Annotated in this window: 15 protein-coding genes, 1 tRNA gene and 2 pseudogenes; 6 read left to right on the top strand and 12 right to left on the bottom strand. The window is 66.6% G+C overall.

Going from position 1 to position 20041, the window contains the following annotated elements:
• Window positions 1–95 precede the first annotated feature (95 nt).
• Entirely contained in the window at window positions 96–539 is a 444-nt protein-coding gene (locus tag GVO57_RS10255; RefSeq protein WP_160593060.1) for a hypothetical protein, read from the bottom strand.
• 462 nt (window positions 540–1001) lie between these two features.
• Here GVO57_RS10255 and GVO57_RS10250 point away from each other — a divergent pair, with 462 nt between their 5' ends.
• Window positions 1002–1742, top strand: coding sequence for a class I SAM-dependent methyltransferase (locus GVO57_RS10250; protein WP_233281332.1), 741 nt, complete (start codon window positions 1002–1004; stop codon window positions 1740–1742).
• A gap of 106 nt (window positions 1743–1848) precedes the next feature.
• On the opposite strand, the gene GVO57_RS10245 is transcribed toward GVO57_RS10250, so the two are convergent.
• The 4 genes and pseudogenes from GVO57_RS10245 to GVO57_RS10230 all read right to left on the bottom strand — a co-directional run bounded on the left by GVO57_RS10245 (window position 1849) and on the right by GVO57_RS10230 (window position 6845).
• Window positions 1849–3114 (bottom strand): MFS transporter, encoded by a 1266-nt coding sequence (locus GVO57_RS10245; RefSeq protein ID WP_233281331.1) that lies wholly within the window; start codon window positions 3112–3114, stop codon window positions 1849–1851.
• Between the two features lie 46 nt (window positions 3115–3160).
• A complete protein-coding gene (locus GVO57_RS10240; RefSeq protein WP_233281330.1) occupies window positions 3161–3973 on the bottom strand; it encodes a 2-keto-4-pentenoate hydratase in 813 nt (270 codons plus the stop codon).
• Between the two features lie 48 nt (window positions 3974–4021).
• Window positions 4022–5377: a mannitol dehydrogenase family protein gene (locus GVO57_RS10235; protein ID WP_160593058.1), complete on the bottom strand. Its 1356-nt coding sequence runs from the start codon at window positions 5375–5377 to the stop codon at window positions 4022–4024.
• Window positions 5374–6845, bottom strand: a pseudogene (locus GVO57_RS10230) (UxaA family hydrolase). The gene GVO57_RS10235 and the pseudogene GVO57_RS10230 overlap by 4 nt, the downstream one beginning before the upstream one ends.
• Window positions 6846–7106: 261 nt before the next feature.
• Between GVO57_RS10230 and uxaC the strand changes: the two are divergent.
• From uxaC to GVO57_RS10215, 4 genes are all read left to right on the top strand, one after another.
• Window positions 7107–8519 (top strand): glucuronate isomerase, encoded by a 1413-nt coding sequence (uxaC, locus tag GVO57_RS10225; protein WP_160593057.1) that lies wholly within the window; start codon window positions 7107–7109, stop codon window positions 8517–8519.
• A 361-nt stretch (window positions 8520–8880) separates the two neighbouring features.
• Entirely contained in the window at window positions 8881–9774 is an 894-nt protein-coding gene (locus GVO57_RS14640) for a TonB-dependent receptor plug domain-containing protein (protein ID WP_201752627.1), read from the top strand.
• Entirely contained in the window at window positions 9672–11720 is a 2049-nt protein-coding gene (locus GVO57_RS14635; protein WP_327785561.1) for a TonB-dependent receptor, read from the top strand. Before GVO57_RS14640 ends, GVO57_RS14635 begins: the two co-directional genes overlap by 103 nt.
• Before the next feature lie 168 nt (window positions 11721–11888).
• Window positions 11889–11964, top strand: a tRNA-Val gene (locus GVO57_RS10215).
• A gap of 72 nt (window positions 11965–12036) precedes the next feature.
• On the opposite strand, the gene GVO57_RS10210 is transcribed toward GVO57_RS10215, so the two are convergent.
• From GVO57_RS10210 to GVO57_RS10190, 5 genes are all read right to left on the bottom strand, one after another.
• The gene (locus GVO57_RS10210) at window positions 12037–12987 is read right to left on the bottom strand and encodes a winged helix DNA-binding protein (RefSeq protein ID WP_160593056.1); all 951 of its coding nucleotides are present in this window, start codon (window positions 12985–12987) and stop codon (window positions 12037–12039) included.
• Between the two features lie 103 nt (window positions 12988–13090).
• On the bottom strand, window positions 13091–14521 hold the full coding sequence (locus tag GVO57_RS10205; RefSeq protein WP_160593055.1) for an NAD(P)(+) transhydrogenase (Re/Si-specific) subunit beta: 1431 nt from the start codon (window positions 14519–14521) through the stop codon (window positions 13091–13093).
• Between the two features lie 5 nt (window positions 14522–14526).
• The gene (locus GVO57_RS10200) at window positions 14527–14808 is read right to left on the bottom strand and encodes a proton-translocating transhydrogenase family protein (protein WP_160593054.1); all 282 of its coding nucleotides are present in this window, start codon (window positions 14806–14808) and stop codon (window positions 14527–14529) included.
• Between the two features lie 118 nt (window positions 14809–14926).
• Window positions 14927–16057: an NAD(P) transhydrogenase subunit alpha gene (locus GVO57_RS10195; protein WP_160593053.1), complete on the bottom strand. Its 1131-nt coding sequence runs from the start codon at window positions 16055–16057 to the stop codon at window positions 14927–14929.
• Between the two features lie 4 nt (window positions 16058–16061).
• The gene (locus GVO57_RS10190; RefSeq protein ID WP_160593052.1) at window positions 16062–16187 is read right to left on the bottom strand and encodes an aa3-type cytochrome c oxidase subunit IV; all 126 of its coding nucleotides are present in this window, start codon (window positions 16185–16187) and stop codon (window positions 16062–16064) included.
• A gap of 147 nt (window positions 16188–16334) precedes the next feature.
• Here GVO57_RS10190 and GVO57_RS10185 point away from each other — a divergent pair, with 147 nt between their 5' ends.
• Entirely contained in the window at window positions 16335–17756 is a 1422-nt protein-coding gene (locus GVO57_RS10185) for a sigma-54-dependent transcriptional regulator (protein ID WP_160593051.1), read from the top strand.
• Between the two features lie 49 nt (window positions 17757–17805).
• Here GVO57_RS10185 and folP read toward each other — a convergent pair whose 3' ends face one another.
• Window positions 17806–18879: a dihydropteroate synthase gene (gene folP, locus GVO57_RS10180; RefSeq protein ID WP_160593050.1), complete on the bottom strand. Its 1074-nt coding sequence runs from the start codon at window positions 18877–18879 to the stop codon at window positions 17806–17808.
• An 8-nt stretch (window positions 18880–18887) separates the two neighbouring features.
• Window positions 18888–20026 (bottom strand): annotated as a pseudogene (locus GVO57_RS10175) (DNA methyltransferase).
• Window positions 20027–20041: the final 15 nt, after the last annotated feature.

Genomic DNA, 20041 nt, shown 5'->3' with positions numbered 1-20041 from the left:
AGATCGCCCCGGCTCAAGCCTGCCTCCAAAAAGCAGCCTTGAATCAATCCTCGGATACCTCGTCAACTTCTCTCGGCCTGTCCATCGCCGTTAAATCAGTCGGGATGATGCCCGTATCGACGGATGCCCTGATTACGAAGATCGTCGAGAGTATGCCCGCTATTCGGACGGATGTAGGGCTCGACCGACGCAGCTTCAGCTGAACAGCGAGTCAATGTCGATCCACCATCCGAGGCCAGAACGTTGTAGCTGCCAGCTGTGTTCTTACGCAGAAACCATGTTCCTTCGCGCGACACGCGATAGGTATGTTGAACTGTCAGCACCCTGATTACTTTGCCGGAAAGCGCACCATCAACGACACGCTTCACTCGCAAATCGACAAACCAAGGCCATGACATGACGAAGCAGTCGCTGCCGCAATCCCCTATCTCGCTCGGTATCTGATCGACAGGCCGAGCCTGAACCTTCACGTCGAAGCACGCCTGCTCAGCCGAAGCGGCAGAAGATGCAACAAGGCCGACCACCACGGCGGCGATCAAGGGCGCGTTCCGGATCACTTACCCAGGCTACACTCGCCAACGCAAACCGTCACCAATTTGTCCACGTCGCCTAGGCCTGGCCCCGCTTCGAAATCACGCCTCGGCGCGACCGGGCGGCACATCCCAAGACGCCATCTGCGGTGCCTTCCCGCCTGGTGGGCGGAAGACGCGCCCCTCTGCCAGCCAGCTGAAAATTTCTGAATTGAATGGTTGATCTGCGCGCACCCGCCCGCGCGATGATTTGCCGGGACTTCGGATTCTTTTGGAGCTCCGCTCGGGCGTCATGGTTAACGGGCCTATAAGTCTGTCAGGGCCGGCACGCGGCGACAGCACAGGGGCGTTTCAGTGAGCACTTTTGGAACATTTATCGATCCTGACACGTCGTTGCAGGACGTGGCAGACCCGGCGGAGCAGCTTGGCGTACGGATTTGGTCCGGCTTTCAGGCTCGGGGTCTGTACGACATGTTCCGGCATAAAAACAAGATTTTCGACATGATCGCCAATCGGATCGTCGAAACCGATCTGCGTTATGAGGACCAATGCTCGGCCAAATATTATTTCGATCTGGTCAATGTGCTGCGGGACTTTAACGGCAACTTCGACAGGCTGGTCGAAGTCGGCGTCTTCATGGGCGGATCGTCGTCGATCTTTGCCGGGTGCATCGACAAATTCGATTTCGATCTCGATCTGGTCGACATCAATCCACGCTTTTTGCAGTTTGCCTATGAACGGATCCGCCGGACCTTCCCCGAGGCGGTCGGCAGGGTGCGCCTGTTTTATGGCGACGTGCCATCCTATGTCCGCCATGTGATGCTGGAATCCCATGGCGTCCGGCACATTATCCACCATGACGGCGCCCATGATTTCAATCAGGTGGTCAAGGACATGGCCTCGCTCTATTATGTCCGCCAGTCCCTGTTCGCCATCATCGCGCAGGACACCCATCTGCGCGGCACGATCGAGAAGATGAACTTTGTCGATCTGGCGATGTACGCGGTCTTCGGCGCCGATCTCAAATATGCGCCGATCGGCGAGGCCTATATCGACGGCACCGAGATGTGCCGGCCCAACATCTATCAGGGCAATTACTTCATGCCGGGCGCGGCTGAGGGCTTTGTGCTGCCGATGGCTGCCAACCAGTTCGTCTATCCCCACCCCGCCCTGCCCATGGACGATTTTCTGCCGCCGCCACATGGCGAGTGACGGACCGCGGCGGCGTGACGGGTGACGCCCCTTCCGCACGCCGCCACCCGTTTCATTGATCAAAGACGGCGTCGACCCGGTCAGGCCGCCGGGTCGGCCGACAGCCTCAGTCCCGCGCCGCGTCGTCCAGCTTCGGGGCCAGCAACTGGATGATGCCGAGCGCGATCAGATAGACCGATCCGGCCACGATGAAGATCAGGCTGTAGGTGCCGATCCGCTCCAGCACCTGGCCGATATAGAGCGAGAAGATCATGCCGCCGATCGCGCCCGCCGTGCCGCCGATGCCGATCACCGAGCCGACCGCCTTACGCGGGAACATGTCCGACGGAAGCGTGTAGAGATTGGCCGACCAGGCCTGATGCGCGGCGGTTGCCAGGCTGATGATCGCGACTGCGACCCACAGATTGTCGACCCATTGCGCAAAGAAGATCGGCGTCACCGCGAGCGCGCAGCCCAGCATCGTGACCTTGCGCGCGGCATTGATCGTCCAGCCGCGCTGGATCAGCCGCGACGAGATCCAGCCGCCGACGATCGAGCCGAGATCGGACACGACATAGATGACGACCAGGGGCGGCCCAAAGGTCTTGAGATCTAGCCCGTGGCGCTTGACCAGGAAATCCGGCAGCCAGAACAGGAACATCCACCAGATCGGGTCAGTGAGAAACTTGCCCGCCGCAAACGCCCAGGTTTCGCGCCGCCCGAGCAGCCGCGACCACGGCACCCGCGCCGCCGGATCGGCGGGATCGCTTTCGATATAGGCGAGCTCGGCCGCCGACAGCCGCCGGCTTTCGCGCGGTCGCCGATAGAGCGCGAGCCAGGCGACCAGCCAGATCAGGCTGACCGCGCCGGTGATGACGAACGCCCCGCGCCAGCCATAAGCAAGCGTCAGCGCCGGGACGACCAGCGGGGTGATGATCGCGCCGACATTTGCGCCGGCGTTGAAGATTCCGGTCGCAAGTGCACGTTCCCGCTTGGGAAACCATTCGGTGACCGCTTTCAGCCCGGCAGGAAAATTGCCGCTTTCGCCGATGCCGAGCAGGAAACGCACGCCGGCAAAGCCCGCCACCGACGCGGCGGCTGCATGGAGCATGTGCGCGCCCGTCCAGATGATGAAGGCGATCGCATAGCCCAGCCGCGCGCCGATCCGGTCAACGACATTGCCGAACGCGACATAACCGACCGCATAGGCAAGCTGGAACCAGAACACGATGTCGGCATAGACGGTCTCCGTCCAGCCGAACTCCGCCTGCAATGTCGGCTTGAGCAGGCCGATCATCTGGCGATCGACATAGTTGATCGCGGTTGCAGCAAACAGCAGCGCGACGATCACCCAGCGGTGTCGCCCCACCTTCGGGCCCGGCATGGCTGCCATCGTGTCCGGCATTTTCAACCCCTCCCCCTCGGTCCGTCCGACCGTCTCAATCGCGGTCTGGCTGCGCTTCGATCAATGTGCAGGCGATCTTGAACCGCCCGCCGAAATCCGCCTCGACCCGCTGGCCGACATGCGCGTCATGCACGCCGCCGATCGCGCCCGAGGAAATCCACTGCCCGGGCCGCAGCGCGATGCCGCGTGCGGCCATCAGCTCGAACAGGAACCGTGCCGATCCGATCGCGCCGTCGGGAAAGGCGGCAGCCTTGCCGCAGCCGACCGCCCGGCCGTCGATCAGCGTCGTGACGTCCCACTGCTCGAACCCGCTCGTGCGCCAGTCGGGCACCGCCGGACCAACCAGCAGCCCATTATTGTTGCCGAAATCAGAGATCACGACGAGCGGGCCGAGCGCGTTGATCGTCGCCAGCGGCGAACTGGCAATCTCGATCCCGACATGAACCGCATCGATCAGCTCCGCCGCCTCATCGAGAGTGAAGCGCGTCTTGCCTGCGGGCGGGGCCGCCCCGATGCGGAGCAGAAACTCGGCCTCCCCAGCGGCGAATCCGCCGTCAAACACCGGCATGGCCACGGCCCGATCCGCATCGGCGGGCGCGGCGGCAAAGATCGGCCCCGCCAGCCGCTCGGTGCCCAGCGTCTCGGATACGGGCGGCATCACGCGGCCGACCTTCCAGCCGATGACATCCCGCCCCCAGCCGGAGATCGCATGGTCCTGGATGCGATAAGCCTCGGCAAGATCGCCAGGCGCGCAGCCCGGATAATCGGCCAGCGGCACCGCCGCGCGCCGGGCCGCGAGAAACCGGCCGGCAATTCCGGCTGGATCGCGAATGGGCAGTTCCTGCACGTCTTTTCCTCCCCGATCCCGATCAGCTATTGGAAACCGGTGTCATAATCAACCGCCGATGGTCAGCCCCGCCTCACCGGCAAGGCTGCAGGCAGCATCGATGATGGCGGTGCGCACGGCCGGCACCTCGACGAGCGCCGCCGGAAACACCGCCCGCCAGCCGAGCAGCGCAGCGGCAGGTGCGGGGTCGAGCGCGCGGGCCGAGATTTCGCCGGCGAGCGGATCGTTGAGCGCCCGGCCTGCCCGGCTTTCGCGCACGGCAAACACGATCCACGCGGCAACTGCGCGCGCCAGCAGGGCAAAGGGCGTCCCCCGCTTCAGCGCATCGGCCATGGTATCGAGCAGGCGATAGCGCAGCTTCTGCGAACCATCCCACGCGATCTGCGCCAGCTGGTGGGCAATGGCCGGATTGCGGAACCGCTCGAGGATGTCGGCGGAATAACCCGTCAGGTCGAACGACCCCGGCCCGGTTGCCGGGATGATCTCGTCCGCCATCATCCGCGCGACCGTCGCCGCGAGCTGCGGATCGGCCATCGCCCCGGCGACCGTCTCATGCCCGGCGAGCAGCCCCAGATAGGCCAGCGCCGAATGCGGACCGTTCAGGATTCTGAGCTTCGCGCGCTCCCACCCTGCCACGTCGCCGGTCAGGATCACGCCGGCCTCGGCCAGCTCCGGCGCCCCGCGCGGCAGGATGTCTTCAATCACCCAGGCCGCATAGGGTTCGCGCTGCACCGGGCACAGATCGTCCCAGCCGCAGGCGGCGCGCACCCGCGCGCGCAGCGCATCGTCGGTCGCCGGGGTGATCGAATCGACCATCGTGTCGGGAAACACCGCCTCGCCCGCGATCCAGCGCGCCAGCTCCGCGTCACGCCGGCCGGCCAGCGCGATCACCGCTGAACGCAGCTTGCGGCCATTGCCGGTCATGTTGTCGCACGACAGCACCGAAAAGGGGGCAACCCCGGCCGCGCGCCGATCGGCAAGCGCCAGCGCCAGCCAGCCGGCCAGGCTGACCGGGCGGTCGGGATCGGCCAGATCATGGACGATGTCGGGATGGGCGAAATCGATCTGCCCATCGGGGGCGAGGCAATAGCCTTTTTCGGTCACCGTCGCGGTCACCAGCTCGACCCCCGGCTCCGTCAGCTGCGCGCGCAGCCCTGCCCGGTCATCGGGACCGAACAGGCGGCGATGGACGTCGATCGGCCGATATTCGGGCGTCTCGCCCAGAATGGCGAGCGTGTAGCGCCCCTGCTGACGCCGCAGCGCCTCGATCGTGCCTGTCGATCGCAACGCCGCCGCCGCAATCCCCCAGCCCGGATCGATGCGGCACAGCCGGTCGACATAATCGGCCTGATGCGCGCGGTGAAACGCGCCGGGGCCGAAATGGACGATTCTGACCTCGGTCACAGCGTGACGCCCCGTTTCCAGATCGCGATCTCCCGCTCCCCTGCCTGCTCTGCGGCGGTGGGCGCGCCCGAGGCGATATCGGCAACCGCCCGCGCCAGGCTGTCCGTCATGGCGTCGAGCCCGTCGGTCAGCACCCGCCCGGCGTCGAAATCGATCCAGCCCGGCTTGCGCAGCGCCAGCGCGCTGTTCGACGCGATCTTGATCGTCGGCGCGGGAAAGCCGAGCGGCGTGCCCCGGCCGGTGGTGAACAGGATGATTGTTGCCCCCGCCGCGACCAGCGCCGTCGACGACACGGCATCATTGCCTGGCGCCTCGAGCAGGGTCAGCCCGGCGCGGCGCACCCGTTCACCATAGCGGCGGACATCGGCGACGCGCGCGCGCCCCCCTTCTGTACAGCGCCCAGCGATTTTTCCTCAAGCGTGGTGATGCCGCCGGCGATGTTCCCGGGCGAGGGATTTTCCGACACCGGATGCCCGGCGGCGATGAAGCAGCGCTTCATGTCATTGACCAGCCCGACAATGCCGTCGAACACATGCGCATCCGCCGCCCGGTCCATCAGCAGCTGCTCGGCCCCGAAAATCTCAGGGATTTCGGTCAGGATCGCGCGCCCGCCGGCGGCGATCAGCCGATCGGAAATCCGCCCGAGCAGGGGGTTGGCGGTCAGGCCCGAAAACCCGTCGGATCCCCCGCATTTGAGGCCGATGACCAGATCGCCGAACCCCAGCTCCTCGCGCTGCGCCAGTGCGGCAATCCGCGCCAGCGCGTCGACGGCGGCCAGCCCCGCGGCGACCTCGTCTGCCTCGCTCTGCGCATGGACGGCACGGATGCGCCCGCGCTGATCCTCGGGGATCTGCGCCAGCAGCTGGTCAAGCTGGTTGGATTCGCAGCCTAGGCCGAGCAGGACGACGCCCGCAGCATTGGGATGGCAGGCGAGGCTCGCCAGAATGTCGCGCGTGCCCGCCAGATCGTCGCCCAGCTGCGAACAGCCAAACGGATGGGTGAGCGCATGCACGCCGTCGACCTGCCCGGCATGGCGGGCGGAGGCGATGGCGGCAATGCGCGTCGCCGTGCGCGCGACGCAGCCGACGGTCGGGATGATCCAGATTTCGTTGCGCGTCGCCGCCCGGCCATCGGCGCGGCGATAGCCGAAGAAGCGTGGCACCGGCACGCGCGGCAGCGGCCGCGCCTGTGCCGGGTTGAACCGGTAGGTACCCACCCCGCCCAGCGCGGTGACCAGATTGTGCGTGTGGACATGATCGCCGGGCTGGATCCAAGCCGTCGCGACCCCGATCGGAAATCCGCCCTTCAGCACCGCCTCACCGGGCGCTGCGGATCGCAGCGCCACCTTGTGACCGACCGGGATATCGCTACGCAGCAGAACCGGGCCGGACGGGCTTGCCACCACACTCCCCGCCGCCAGCGGCACCAACGCAACGGCGACGAGATCCGCAGGATCGAGCACAAGCATATCCGCGCGACCATGCGGGGCGGCGGGGCGCGGTCGTTCGGAACGGGCGTCGGTCATGGCGCTCCTTGGAGCCGATCCGGGTAACCGGTGTCAATGGGGCAGATATGCCTGATCTATTTTCGGCCTGCCCTGACGGCCGCCAACCGATCCCCGGACTTGCCGGACCATCTGACACCGGTTACCAACCATCAAGACCAAAGCTGGTCGCGCCGGATGACACGCGCCGCCACACCCGCAACCGCGAGCACATGCAGGAACATCATGCCGCATCCCCTGACCCTTGATCCCGACCGTCTGTTTCCGGCGGATCCCGCGACCCGTGCCATTGCGCGCACGCTCTACAGGGAGATTGCCGGGCTGCCGATCATCAGCCCGCATGGCCACACCGATGCGGCCTGGTTCGCGACCGACGCGCCATGGACCGATCCGACTGCGCTGCTGCTCGCGCCCGACCATTATCTTTACCGGATGCTCTACAGCCAGGGCGTGTCGCTCGACGCGCTTGGCGTGGCGAGCCGGCGCGGCCCGTCGTCCGCCGATCCGCGCGCGGCGTGGCGGCTGTTTGCCGATCATTACCACCTGTTCCGGGGCACCCCGTCACGGCTGTGGCTCGACCATGTGTTCGCCGAACTGTTCGGGATCGACGTGCTGCTCGGCCCGGAAACGGCCGATCACTATTATGACCGCATCGCGGATGCGCTCAGCCAGCCGGAGTTCAGGCCCCGCGCGCTGTTCGACCGGTTCGGGATCGAGCTGCTCGCCACCACCGAGGGGCCGCACGACACCCTTGCGCATCACGCCGCGATCCAGACATCGGGCTGGTCTGGCCGGGTGATCACCACCTACCGCCCCGATGCGGTCATCGATCCCGAGCATGAGGATTTTGCCGCCGCGCTCGCGACCTTCGGCCAGATCACCGGCGAGGATGTGCATGACTGGCGCGGATATCTAGAGGCGCACCGCAAGCGCCGCGCCGATTTCCGCGCGGCGGGTGCCACCGCGACCGATCATGGCCACCCCACGGCCCGCACCGCCGATCTGCCGCCCGGCGAGGCAGAGGCGCTGTTCCGGCGGATCGTGACCGGCCGCTGGTCGCCCGCCGATGCCGAGCTGTTCCGCGCCCAGATGCTGACCGAGATGGCGGCGATGAGCGTGGACGACGGGATGGTGATGCAGATCCATCCCGGCGCATTCCGCAATCACAATCGCTGGCTGCACACACATTTCGGCCGTGACCGGGGTGCCGACATCCCCAGCCGCACCGATTATGTCGAGGCGATGCGCCCGCTGCTCGACCGGTTCGGCAACCGCAGCGATCTGACGATCATCGTCTTCACGCTCGATGAAAGCAGCTATGCGCGCGAACTGGCCCCGCTGGCCGGCCATTACCCCTGCCTCAGGCTCGGCCCGGCCTGGTGGTTCCACGATTCGCCCGAGGGGATGCGCCGGTTCCGGGAAATGACCACGGAAACGGCGGGCTTCTACAACAGTGTCGGCTTCAACGACGACACGCGCGCGTTCCTGTCGATCCCGGCACGGCATGATGTCGCCCGCCGAGTCGACTGCGCCTTTCTTGCCCGGCTGGTGGGCGAAGGCCGGCTGCGCGACTGGGAAGCAGCCGAGCTGGCCCATGAACTGACCAACGGGCTGGTCCGGCGCGCCTATCGGCTTTGACCGGATGCGCCGCCCGCCCGGCGACCCGGGCGCTGGCGCGGGGGCGCGCATGGCGGGCGGCGACGCGCCCCACAAAGCACATATGTTCAACAGGGCTTGACAGCTGCGGCCGCCGGCATCAGACCGATGACACCGGTTACTTCGTTTGGTAGTCGAGATGGGCGACCCCGCAGCAATGGCGGCGCGTCCAGAGGGGGGATCAACATTTCCGCGCCTCTTCAGTCTCGCCGCCACGAATCCGGCTATTTCGCGCCGGGTTTGGAAACCGGTGTCAACCGGGGTCATCCGGGCAGGGAGGGAGGCAAGAATGGGCGTGCGGCTGAGCAAGACGGAACGGGGCAGGACGGAACGGACCCGGGGCATGATCCGGCTGATGGGGGCGGCATCGCTACCCGCGCTCGCGCTGGTGCTCGCGACCCCGGCACGGGCCAATGACCCGGCGGCAGCCGCGCCCGACGCCGAAGAGCCTCAGGCCACCCAGGCCGGCGACAGCGCCGCGACCCCGGATATCGTCGTCACCGGCTTCCGCGAAGCCCTGCGCCGGTCGCTGACCGAGAAGCGCGAGTCGATCGGCATCGTCGACGTCATCAAGGCCGAGGACATTGCCGATTTCCCCGACAACAACCTGGCGGAATCGATCCAGCGCATCCCCGGCGTCGCCATCACCCGCGACCAGGGCGAAGGCCGCAACATCACCGTGCGCGGCCTCGGCCCGCTGTTCACCCGCGTGCGGATCAACGGCATTGAAGGCCTGTCGACGACCGGCGGCGCGGACGCGAGCGGCGGCGCCAACCGCAGCCGCCAGTTCGACTTCAACGTGTTTGCATCCGAACTGTTCAACCAGATCACCGTCCGCAAGAGCGCATCGGCCGATGTCGAGGAAGGCGCGCTGGGCGCGACCGTGGATCTGCAGACCGCGCGGCCGTTCGATTACAAGGAAGATCTGCTGATCGCCGGCAACGCGCAGATCGGCCTCAACGATCTGTCGGGCGCGGTCGATCCCCGCCTGTCGGCGCTGTTCTCGACCAAGCTGGCCGACGGAACGATCGGGATCCTCCTCTCCGGCTCCTACAGCGAGCGCGGCATATTGGAGGAAGGCCCGTCGACGGTCCGCTGGGAACGCGGCAGCGACAATGGCGGCTTTGCCGCCGCATCCACCCGCCCACCGGGGCGACGGCCCCCGGCTTCGGCTTCTTCCATCCGCGCATCCCGCGCTATGACAGCTTCCGCTACAAGACCGAGCGTCTGGGCCTGACCGGCTCGATCCAGTGGCAGCCGAGCGACGAGACGCTGCTGACCTTCGATGCGCTCTATGCGAACTTCAAATCGCAGCGCACCGAGCAATATCTGTCGGCCCTGTCGTTCAGCCGCTCGGGCACGGGCAAGCCGCAGACCGTCATCCTGCCCGGCGCGGTCGTCGATGCGACCAACAGCCTGGTCGCGGGCACGTTCAACAATGTCGATGTGCGCGTCGAAACCCGGTTCGACCGGCTGGAGACCGAGTTCCAGCAATATACGGCGACGCTGCATCAGGAACTGGGCGATCGGCTGCGCATCGATCTGCTGGGCGGCTATTCCAAGTCGGATTTCTCGAACCCGATCCAGACGACCGTCGCGATCGATGCGAACAACATCCAAGGCTATAGCTACGATTTCCGCGACAGCCGTTTCCCGCGCTTCGGCTATGGCAGTTTCGATCCGGCCAATGCCGCGGCCTATACGCTGGGCGAAATCCGGCTGCGGCCGCAGTTCGTGCAGAATGATTTCCGTGTCGGCCGTGTCCAGGCAGAATGGGACGCGCTCGATACGGTGAAGCTGCGGCTGGGCGGCGATTACAAAAGCTATGGGTTCGACTCGCAAGAGTTCCGCCGCGCGCTCGAAACCGATGTCGCCGGCCTGCTGGCCCCCGGGCAGCTGGCTGGCCTGACGTCGCCCTATTCGTTCAGCCGGGGTACCCCGCTCAACGGATCGCCGCGCACCTTTGCCGCGCCGGACATTGATGCGTTCGACCGCACGCTCGGTATCTATTCGAACACCGGTCGCTTTGCGCTCACCGGCATCACCAACCCGTCGGCGCGTGGCAGCTTCCGCACGGTCAATGAGCGCGATCTGGGCTTTTTCGCCCAGGCGGTGTTCGATGGCGAAGTTGCAGGTCTGAAGGTCAAGGCCGATGCCGGCGTGCGTTGGGTCGAAACGCGCCAGAACTCGACCGGCTATACCAACACCCCGACCGGCTTCCAGCTTGTCGAGGTGACGCGCACCTATGACAATTGGCTGCCCTCGGCCAATGTCAGCATCGAGTTTGCCGAAGGGCTGATCGGCCGTATCGCAGCCGCCAAGGTGCTGGCACGGCCCGATATCGGCACGGTCAATCCCGGCGGCGCCTTTTCGATCAGCGGCGGCAACCGCACGCTGAACTTTGGCAACCCGTTCATCGATCCGATCGAAGCCAATGACGTCGACATGTCGCTCGAATGGTATTTTGCGCCGGAATCGGCGCTGATTGTCGGGCTGTTTTACAAGGACATCTCAAGCTTCGTCGCCACCTCGACCCAGGCGCTGCCGTTCAACCAGCTCGGCCTGCCCAACGCGCTGCTCGACGGCACCGGGGTGCTGCCGACCGACCTGTTCCAGGTCACCCAGCCGGTCAACAGCCGCGGCGGCGACCTGAAGGGGATCGAAATCGGCTTCCAGGCGCCGTTCCGCTTCCTGCCGGGCTTCCTTTCCAACTTCGGCATCCAGGCGAACTACACCTTTGTCGACTCCGACATCGAATATCCGCTGTCGACGGCGGCGGGTGCGCCGGTCATCATCCAGCCGCTGGTCAACCTGTCGCGGCACGGCGCGAACGGCACGCTTTATTATGAAGACAAGCGCTTCTCGATCCGTGGTTCGGTGGCCTATCGCTCCGGCTTCCTGACCAACGTGCCGGGCCGCAACGGTGTGCCCGTCGGCACCGCGCCCAACTTCAACGCCAGCTCGGGCCAGCCGACCTTCAACGATGTCGAAGGCACCAAGGGCACGATCAACGTCGATGCCGCAGCGACGCTGAAGCTGACCGAGAATGTCACGCTGACCTTCGAGGCGATCAACCTGACCGACGAATATATCGACCAGTTCATCGACAGCGCTGCCGACCGTCTGAGCGTCTATCATCATTTCGGCCGGCAGTTCTATTTCGGTGCCCGGTTCAAGTTCTGATCCGCACAGGCGCGGTCACGGCCCCGTTCCGGTTCCGGCTCGGCCGGGACCACCAGCGGGGTGGTGACCGCAGCCACGGGAAACCGGGCTGGTTGACGGATCGGTCACATCCATGCCCCGCCCACCCTCTTGCCCGGCCGGTGACGATCGGGCAGGAGCAATGGCACCGGGCGGTTAGCTCAGTTGGTAGAGCATCTCGTTTACACCGAGAGGGTCGGCGGTTCGAGCCCGTCACCGCCCACCATCAAAATCAGCAAGTTGACTGGATTTCCTAAGATCGCCTGGGAATGCCGGTGGTCGGTATCGCGCGTTCCGTTCAGTGCGGGCGCCAGCCCAGTTCATGGGCCTGTTCAAACCACCGCAACAGCCCGACCAATGCTGACTCGGACAGATCGATGAATATCCGCCGGCCATCATCGGGATCGGCGCGCCGCACCAGCAGGCCGTGATCGGTCATCATCCGGATCCAGCGCAGCGCTGTGGTCGACGGCACATTGGCCGCGATGCACAGGCTCGACACGGCGACAGACACCCCTTCCAGCCGCGCAGCCAGCAGATCCAGCATCATGTCCCAGGCCGGATCGGCGAACAGCGCATCGCTGAACGCCTGGCCGCGCAGCCGGCGCAGCCGGATCATCGCCCGCACATGCCGCGCCAACAGCCGCGGCGGCGCGTCGGCCACCTCCTCCGCCCCGTTCCTGAGCGCGCCCGACATATCGGCAAGCGCAGCGGCAATCCGTGCGGTTTCGTCACTCAGCCGGCTCAGCCGCTCCGCCTCATGGCGCAGCCCCTGCTCGAACAGGCGCTCGCGCGCGGGGAACAGCACGGATCGCAGCGCGGCCAGCCGGTCGAACGGCGACGGATCGCACAGCAGTTCGACCTCACGCGCGGTCACCGTCGCCATCACCGTGTCGATGAGGGCGGCAGGGAAGCAGATGAGCGGGCGAACCCGCCCGATCCGCGCGGCCTCGTTCGCCCATTGGAGCAGCTCCAGTCCCCAGGCCCCGGCCCAACCGTCAAGCTCGATGACCACCGCTGCTGCCCGGACCTGCGCATCGAGCCGCGCGCGGCCTTCGGCCAGCGGCGCCGTGCCGACCACACGTCCGCCGGCATCGGCGACAAGATGCGCCGTCAGCGCCCGCGCCTCACCGCGATCGGCCACGACAATCACCGCCGGCGCATCGGACCATGGTTGCTCGGCGTCGATGCCGCGGTCCAGCGCTTGAATCTGCCGCTCAGGCGCGCCGATCAGGTCTTCGCCCGCCATGATCCCGTTCCCCATATGATCGGGGAAGACTGGCGCGATCCGGCCCTTCTGTCAGCCCAAGCATCCGAAGCGGATGCGGTTTCGGGACGCGTCAGAAATGCCGTCAGTCGAGTGACTTGACGATTTCCTCGACCATTTTCTTGGCATCCGCGAGCAGCATCATCGTGTTGTCGCGGTAGAAAACCTCATTGTCGACACCGGCATAGCCGACGCCGCCCATCGAGCGCTTCACGAACAGCACGGTCTTCGCCTTTTCGACGTCGAGCACCGGCATGCCGTAGATCGGCGAGGTCTTGTCGGTCTTGGCCGCCGGGTTGGTGACGTCGTTCGCGCCGATCACGAAGGCGACATCGGCCTGGGCGAATTCGGAGTTGATGTCCTCCAGCTCGAACACCTCGTCATAGGGCACGTTCGCTTCGGCGAGCAGCACGTTCATATGACCCGGCATGCGCCCGGCAACCGGATGGATCGCATATTTGACCGACACGCCCTTTTCCTTGAGCTTGTCGCCCATCTCGCGCAGCGCGTGCTGCGCCTGGCTGACGGCCATGCCGTAACCGGGGACGATGATCACGCTTTCAGCCTCGCCCATCAGGAACGCCGCATCCTCGGCCGAGCCGCGCTTCCACGGCCGGTCGGTCTTGGCCGCGCCCGCACCGCCACCGCCGGCATCGGCACCGAAGCCGCCGGCAATGACCGAAATGAAGCTGCGGTTCATCGCCTTGCACATGATGTAGCTGAGGATCGCGCCAGAGCTGCCGACCAGCGCGCCGGTGATGATCATCGCCGAGTTACCGAGCGTGAACCCCATCGCCGCCGCCGCCCAGCCCGAATAGCTGTTGAGCATGGAGACGACGACCGGCATGTCCGCGCCGCCGATCGGGATGATGAGCAAAAAGCCGATCACGAACGCGAGCGCGGTGATCCACCAGAACAGCTGCCCGCCGCCCGCCGCCGCGCCTTCGCTGAGCGTGAATGCAACGATCAGGCCGATGATCGCCCCGCCAATGCCAAGATTGAGCAGATGCCGCGCCGGCAGCAGGATCGGCGCGCCCGACATGTTGCCGTTGAGCTTCAGGAACGCGATCACCGACCCGGAAAATGTGATCGCGCCGATGGCGACACCCAGGCCCATTTCGATCCGGCTGACCGCCAGGATCCGCCCGGCCGCATCGGTGATGCCGAACGCCTCGGGATTGAGGAACGCCGCCGCCGCGACGAGCACCGCGGCAAGGCCGACCAGCGAATGGAAGGCGGCGACAAGCTGCGGCATCGCGGTCATCGCGATCCGCCGCGCCATCACGATCCCGATCACCGCGCCGATGCCGATCGCCCCGGCAATCTCGATCAGCCCGGCACCATGATGCTGCCACAGGGTCGTCCCCACGGCGAGCGCCATGCCCGCCATGCCATAGCGGTTACCCGCCCGGCTGGTCGATGGGCTGGACAGCCCGCGCAGCGCGAGGATGAAACAGATGCCCGCGATCAGATAGGCGAGCGCGACGAGCGGGTTGGCCGGTGCGGCTTCATGCATGGCGCTTACCGGTCCTTCTTCTTGTACATGGCGAGCATCCGCTCGGTGACGGCAAAGCCGCCAAAGATGTTGACCGACGCGAGCACGACGGCGAGCAGCCCCAGCCATTTCGACACCGCGCTGCCCCCGGCGGCGCTGGCGATCAGCGCGCCGACCACGATCACCGATGAAATCGCGTTCGTCACCGCCATCAGCGGCGTGTGCAGGGCCGGCGTCACCGACCAGACGACATAATAGCCGACGAAACAGGCCAGCACGAAGATCGACAGGATCGAAATGAAGGTCATCGGGCGTGCTCCGCAGCCGGATTGTTCGAAAAGGCGCGCCGCCAGGCGACGGCACGCGAACAGGAAGAAACCTGCAAGGCAGGACGGGGACCGGCCATCATCGCCAGCACCGCCACCGTCACCCCAACAGCCTTGCATTCACCACCTGGCCGCCCCGCGTCAGGCGGATGGCCTCGGTGATCTCGTCCTCGTCGGGCAGCACGGGGGCTTTCGCCTCCTTGTCCCAGAAGGCCGACAGAAAGTTGAACAGGTTGCGCGCGAACAGCGCCGAAGCGTCGGCGGCAAGCCGGCTCGGCACGTTCCTGTGGCCGACGATCCTGACGCCGTGGCGCACCACCACCTCGCCGGCAACCGCGCCCTCGACATTGCCGCCCTGCTCGACCGCAAGATCGACGATCACACTGCCCGGCTTCATCGACGCGACCTGCGCATCGCTGATCAGCCGGGGCGCGGGGCGGCCCGGGATCAGCGCGGTGGTGATGACGATATCCTGCTTGGCGATGTGCGCGGACACGAGTTCCGCCTGCGCGGCCTTATATTCATCGGACATTTCGGTGGCGTAGCCGCCCGAGCCTTCGCCCTCGATGCCCTTCACATTTTCAACGAAGATCGGCTTTGCGCCCAGCGACAGGATCTGTTCGCGGGTGGCCGAGCGGACATCGGTGGCGGAAACCTGCGCGCCCAGCCGGCGGCCGGTCGCAATCGCCTGCAGGCCGGCGACACCCACGCCCATGACGAACAGCTTGGCGGCAGAGACCGTGCCCGCCGCCGTCATCATCATCGGAAAGGCGCGGCCATATTCGGCAGCGGCATCGAGCACCGCCTTGTATCCGGCCAGGTTCGACTGGGACGACAGGATGTCCATCGACTGGGCGCGGGTGATGCGCGGCATGAACTCCATCGCCAGCGCCTCGACGCCCAGCGCGGCATATTGATCGACCCGCGAGCGCTCCCCGAACGGATTGAGGCCGGCAACCAGCAGCGCGCCGGGCTTGACGCCCTGCAGGCTGTCGGGCGGCGGCCCCTGCACGCCGAGCAGGATGTCGGCCCCGGCAATCGCCTCGCTCCGCGACGCAATCGTCGCGCCGGCGGCGGCATAATCCGCATCGGCGATCTGGGCACCGGCACCGGCACCGGACTCGACAATCACTGCCGCGCCGAGGCCGATGAACTTCTTGATGGTTTCAGGGGTTGCGGCGACGCGCTTTTCGCCGTCCGCATGCTCATTCAGGACGGCGATCCGGGTCAAGGCGTCAGCCCGCCACCAGGCCGACGACCACGGCCGTCACGATCGCCACCAGCACCGATCCCCACTTCACCATGCCGATAAAGCCCGAATAGGTTTTCTGTTGCGCGTGGATGTCGCCGTTGATCGCCATTGCCATTCCATTTCGTTGCACGTGTCCTCCGGTCTTAGCCAGCAAGGCCGCGCCACCGCAAGGCCCGTTTTGGCCTGCGCTTAACACCCCCTTTACGGTGCCGACTGTATCAGGGCTGGACAGTTCTGACGCAGAAACGAGGAACAAATGGCCCGAGGCGATACACGGATGCTGATGCTGGTCGATGACGAACCGGCCCAGCGGCGTCTCGTCGGCGCCATTGCCGGCCGCGCGGGCTGGCGTACCTTGTTCGCGGCCGACGGGGCCGCTGCGCTCGACATTCTGGCGACGCAGGACGGCATGCTGCTCGATGCCGTGCTGATCGACCAATATGGCCCCGGCGAACAGACCATCGATCTGATCGCGACGCTCCATGCCCGCCGCCCGGCGCTGCCGATTCTGCTGCTGACCGCGCATGGATCGATCGACGTGGCGGTGGCGGCGATGCGCGGCGGGGCGAGCGATTATCTGATCAAGCCGATCGCGCCGGACCGGCTGCTCGCCGCGCTCGATGCCGCAACCGCCAGCCGCGCCAATGTCGGCGAGCTGCGCCCGCTGACTGAAAAGATCAATGTCACCCTCGGCTTTGACGAGATTGTCGGCTCCGCGCCGCAATTCCGCGCCGCGCTGGCGATTGCCGCCAAGGCGGCACGGGCGCGCGTGCCGGTGCTGGTCGAAGGCGAAAGCGGCGTCGGCAAGGAGGTGGTCGCAGAGGCGATCCACGCCGCCAGCCCGCGGGCGAAAAAGGCGCTGGTCGCCGTCAATTGCGGGGCGATCCCCGCCAACCTGGTCGAATCCGAACTGTTCGGCCATGAACGCGGCGCGTTCACCGGGGCGTTTGAAAAAAAGATCGGCCGGTTTCAGGAAGCCGATGGCGGCACCCTGTTCCTCGACGAGGTCGGGGAGCTGCCGCTCGATGCGCAGGTCAAGCTGCTGCGCGTCCTGCAATCGGGCGAAATCCAGCCGATCGGCGCGCGGGTGACCCGCGATGTCGATGTGCGCGTGATCGCGGCGACCAACAAGAAGCTGGTCGATGAGGTCGCGGCGGGGCGGTTCCGCGAGGATCTCTATTACCGGCTGAACGTCGTGCAGGTGACGATCCCGCCGCTGCGCGAGCGCAAGGGCGACATCCCCGCGCTTGCCCGCCACATGCTGACGCGGATCGCCGGCCAGCCGGGGATGCGGAGCCTGGGCATCACCGACGAGGCGCTGGCGCTGCTGATGGCCTATGACTGGCCGGGCAATGTCCGCCAGCTGCAGAACGCGCTGTTCCGCGCCGCCGTGCTGTGTGACGGCGATGCGCTGACCTCAGCCGATTTCCCGCAGATCGCGCTGCACACGATGGACGGCCTGCCCCAGGCGTTCGCGCCGCAGGGCGGGATCGGCGTCACCCTGTTCGAACCGGATGGCCATATCCGCAATCTGGAAGCGATCGAGGCCGATGTGATCCGCCTTGCCATCGGCCATTATCGCGGGCGGATGACCGAAGTCGCCCGGCGGCTGGGGATCGGCCGGTCGACACTGTATCGCAAGCTCGGCGAACTCGGCATCGGAGACGCTGCCGCCTGATCCGCGCCCAGAAGACGGCGCCCAGAATACCGCGTTCAGAAATCCGCGTTCAGAACACCGCGCTCAGGGCCTGATCGCGCAGGCCGCGCCACACGCGCAGCGCCTGCACCGTTTCGGCGACGTCATGCGCCCGGATGATCTGCGCGCCCTGCTCCACGCCCTTCAGCGCCAGCGCAACCGAACCGCCCAGCCGCTGGTCGGCCGGGGCTTCGTTCGACAGCGCACCGATCATCCGCTTGCGGCTCGCGCCCAGGAACAGCGGGCAGCCAATGCCGTGCAGCAGCGCCAGCCCGTTCAGGATCGCGAGATTGTCGGCAAGCGTCTTGCCAAAGCCGATACCGGGATCGACCATGATCCGCGCCTTTGGAATGCCCGCCGCCTCGACCGCCGCCACCCGCGCCGCCAGCCAGTCGAACACATCGAACAGCGGATGGGGGCCGAGCGCGCGGTGGTGCAGATCGCGCGGATCGCCGGCATGCATCAGCACGACCGGGCAGCCCGCGCCGATCACGGTCCCAAGCGCACGGTCGTCGCCGAGCAGTGCGGACACATCGTTCACGATCACCGCCCCGGCATGAAGCGCCGCCGCCATCACCGCGCCGTTGCGCGTGTCGACCGAAACGGCAACCCCGGCCCGGGCGAGCAGCTCGATCACCGGCACAACGCGGGCAATCTCGTCCCCTTCCCAGACCGGCTCCGCGCCCGGCCGGGTCGATTCACCGCCGACATCGACAATGGCCGCGCCCGCTGCCGCCGCCATGACGCCGGCCGACGCCGCCGCTTCGGGATCGCCGGCATGGGCGCCGCCATCGGAAAAACTGTCGGGCGTGACATTGAGGATCGCCGCCACCTGGGGCTGATCGAACCGGATCGTGCGTTCGCCAAGCAGCAGCGGCGGGCGCGGCGCGGCCAGCGCGGCGCGCACCGGCTGCACGGCATCGGGCAGCGTATCGGCCTCGGCAACCGGCACCAGCCGGCGGGATGCGATGCGCCCGTCCTCGACGACCGTCAGCTCATAGGCGCTGTGCCACACCAGCCCGCCGGCCAGCCGGGCGACCTGCCCGTCAAACCCGACCGGCGTGTCGACGAACCCGGTCGGGCGCAGATAATGGCTGGCCGTCACACGGCAGCTCAGGGCTGGGTGGCGAGCAGATGGGTCTGGCGCAGCGCGTCGATGGGTTTCAGCCCGTCGCCATCCTCATAATGCCAGAAGGTCCAGCCGTTGCAGGACGGCGCCCCCTGAAGGATCGCCCCCAGCCGGTGGATCGATCCGCTGCCCCCGTCGCTCATCAGCGATCCGTCCGCCCCACGGTGGCGCGGAACCGGCGCCTGGCGTCGGTCAGCACGGTGCCGGGGCGGATCATGCCGGTTTCAACCAGCAGCCCGAACGCGACGCGCGGCGCGGCGGCGGGCGACTGCATCGTGCGCAGCGCCGATTCATCGAGCGGCAGGGCAGCGGCGATGCGTTCGCGCGCCACCTCGACATAATCGGCCTCGCGTTCGATGCCGATCCAGCGCCGGCCGAGCCGCTTGGCGACCGCGCCGGTGGTGCCGGTGCCGAAAAACGGATCGAGCACCACATCGCCCGGCTTGGTGCAGGCGAGCAGCACGCGGTAAAGCAGCGCTTCGGGCTTCTGCGTCGGATGCGCCTTGGTGCCGCCGCGCTTCAGCCGTTCCTGGCCGGCGCAGATCGGCAGCAGCCAGTCGGAGCGCATCTGCAGCTCGTCATTGAGCGTCTTCATCGCCCGGTAGTTGAAGGTGTAGCGCGCATCCTCGCTCTTCGACGCCCAGATCAGCGTTTCATGGGCGTTGGTGAAGCGCGTGCCCTTGAAGTTGGGCATCGGATTGGCCTTGCGCCAGATGATGTCGTTGAGGATCCAATAGCCCGCATCCTGGATCGCCGCGCCGACGCGGAAGATGTTGTGATAGCTGCCGATCACCCAGATCGTGCCATTGTCCTTGAGGATGCGCCGCGCCTCGGCCAGCCAGGCGCGGGTGAAGCGGTCATAGGCCTCGAAGGTGTCGAACCGGTCCCAGTCATTGGTGACGGCGTCCACCCGGCCGCCCTCGGGCCGGTAGAGGTCGCCGCCAAGCTGGAGGTTGTAGGGCGGATCGGCGAAGATCATGTCGACGCTGCGCGCCGGCAGCGCGCGCATCGCCGCGATGCAGTCGTCCATCAGGATCTGGTCGAGCGGCAGCGCCGACGCGGCGCTTTCAGCCGCTTGCGTGCGCGCGCGACCGCGCCGTTCGATCTTCGTCAAAACGCCCATAAAATGTTCCTGCAT

Origin of the sequence: Sphingomonas changnyeongensis (assembly GCF_009913435.1) — a bacterium.
GTDB classification, from domain to species: Bacteria; Pseudomonadota; Alphaproteobacteria; order Sphingomonadales; family Sphingomonadaceae; genus Sphingomonas_B; species Sphingomonas_B changnyeongensis.
The sequence above is the reverse complement of the archived record's forward strand: the minus strand, read 5'-3'. Positions and strand labels throughout refer to the sequence as shown.

Excerpts from the sequence above, each read along its gene's own strand:
- GVO57_RS10250 (WP_233281332.1), top strand. The coding sequence starts at position 1,002 with ATGTTCCGGCATAAAAACAAGATTTTCGACATGATCGCCAATCGGATC.
- GVO57_RS10245 (WP_233281331.1), bottom strand. The coding sequence starts at position 3,114 with ATGGCAGCCATGCCGGGCCCGAAGGTGGGGCGACACCGCTGGGTGATC.
- uxaC (WP_160593057.1), top strand. The coding sequence starts at position 7,107 with ATGCCGCATCCCCTGACCCTTGATCCCGACCGTCTGTTTCCGGCGGAT.
- GVO57_RS14640 (WP_201752627.1), top strand. The coding sequence starts at position 8,881 with ATGATCCGGCTGATGGGGGCGGCATCGCTACCCGCGCTCGCGCTGGTG.
- GVO57_RS10210 (WP_160593056.1), bottom strand. The coding sequence starts at position 12,987 with ATGGCGGGCGAAGACCTGATCGGCGCGCCTGAGCGGCAGATTCAAGCG.
- GVO57_RS10205 (WP_160593055.1), bottom strand. The coding sequence starts at position 14,521 with ATGCATGAAGCCGCACCGGCCAACCCGCTCGTCGCGCTCGCCTATCTG.
- GVO57_RS10200 (WP_160593054.1), bottom strand. The coding sequence starts at position 14,808 with ATGACCTTCATTTCGATCCTGTCGATCTTCGTGCTGGCCTGTTTCGTC.
- GVO57_RS10190 (WP_160593052.1), bottom strand. The coding sequence starts at position 16,187 with ATGGCGATCAACGGCGACATCCACGCGCAACAGAAAACCTATTCGGGC.
- GVO57_RS10185 (WP_160593051.1), top strand. The coding sequence starts at position 16,335 with ATGGCCCGAGGCGATACACGGATGCTGATGCTGGTCGATGACGAACCG.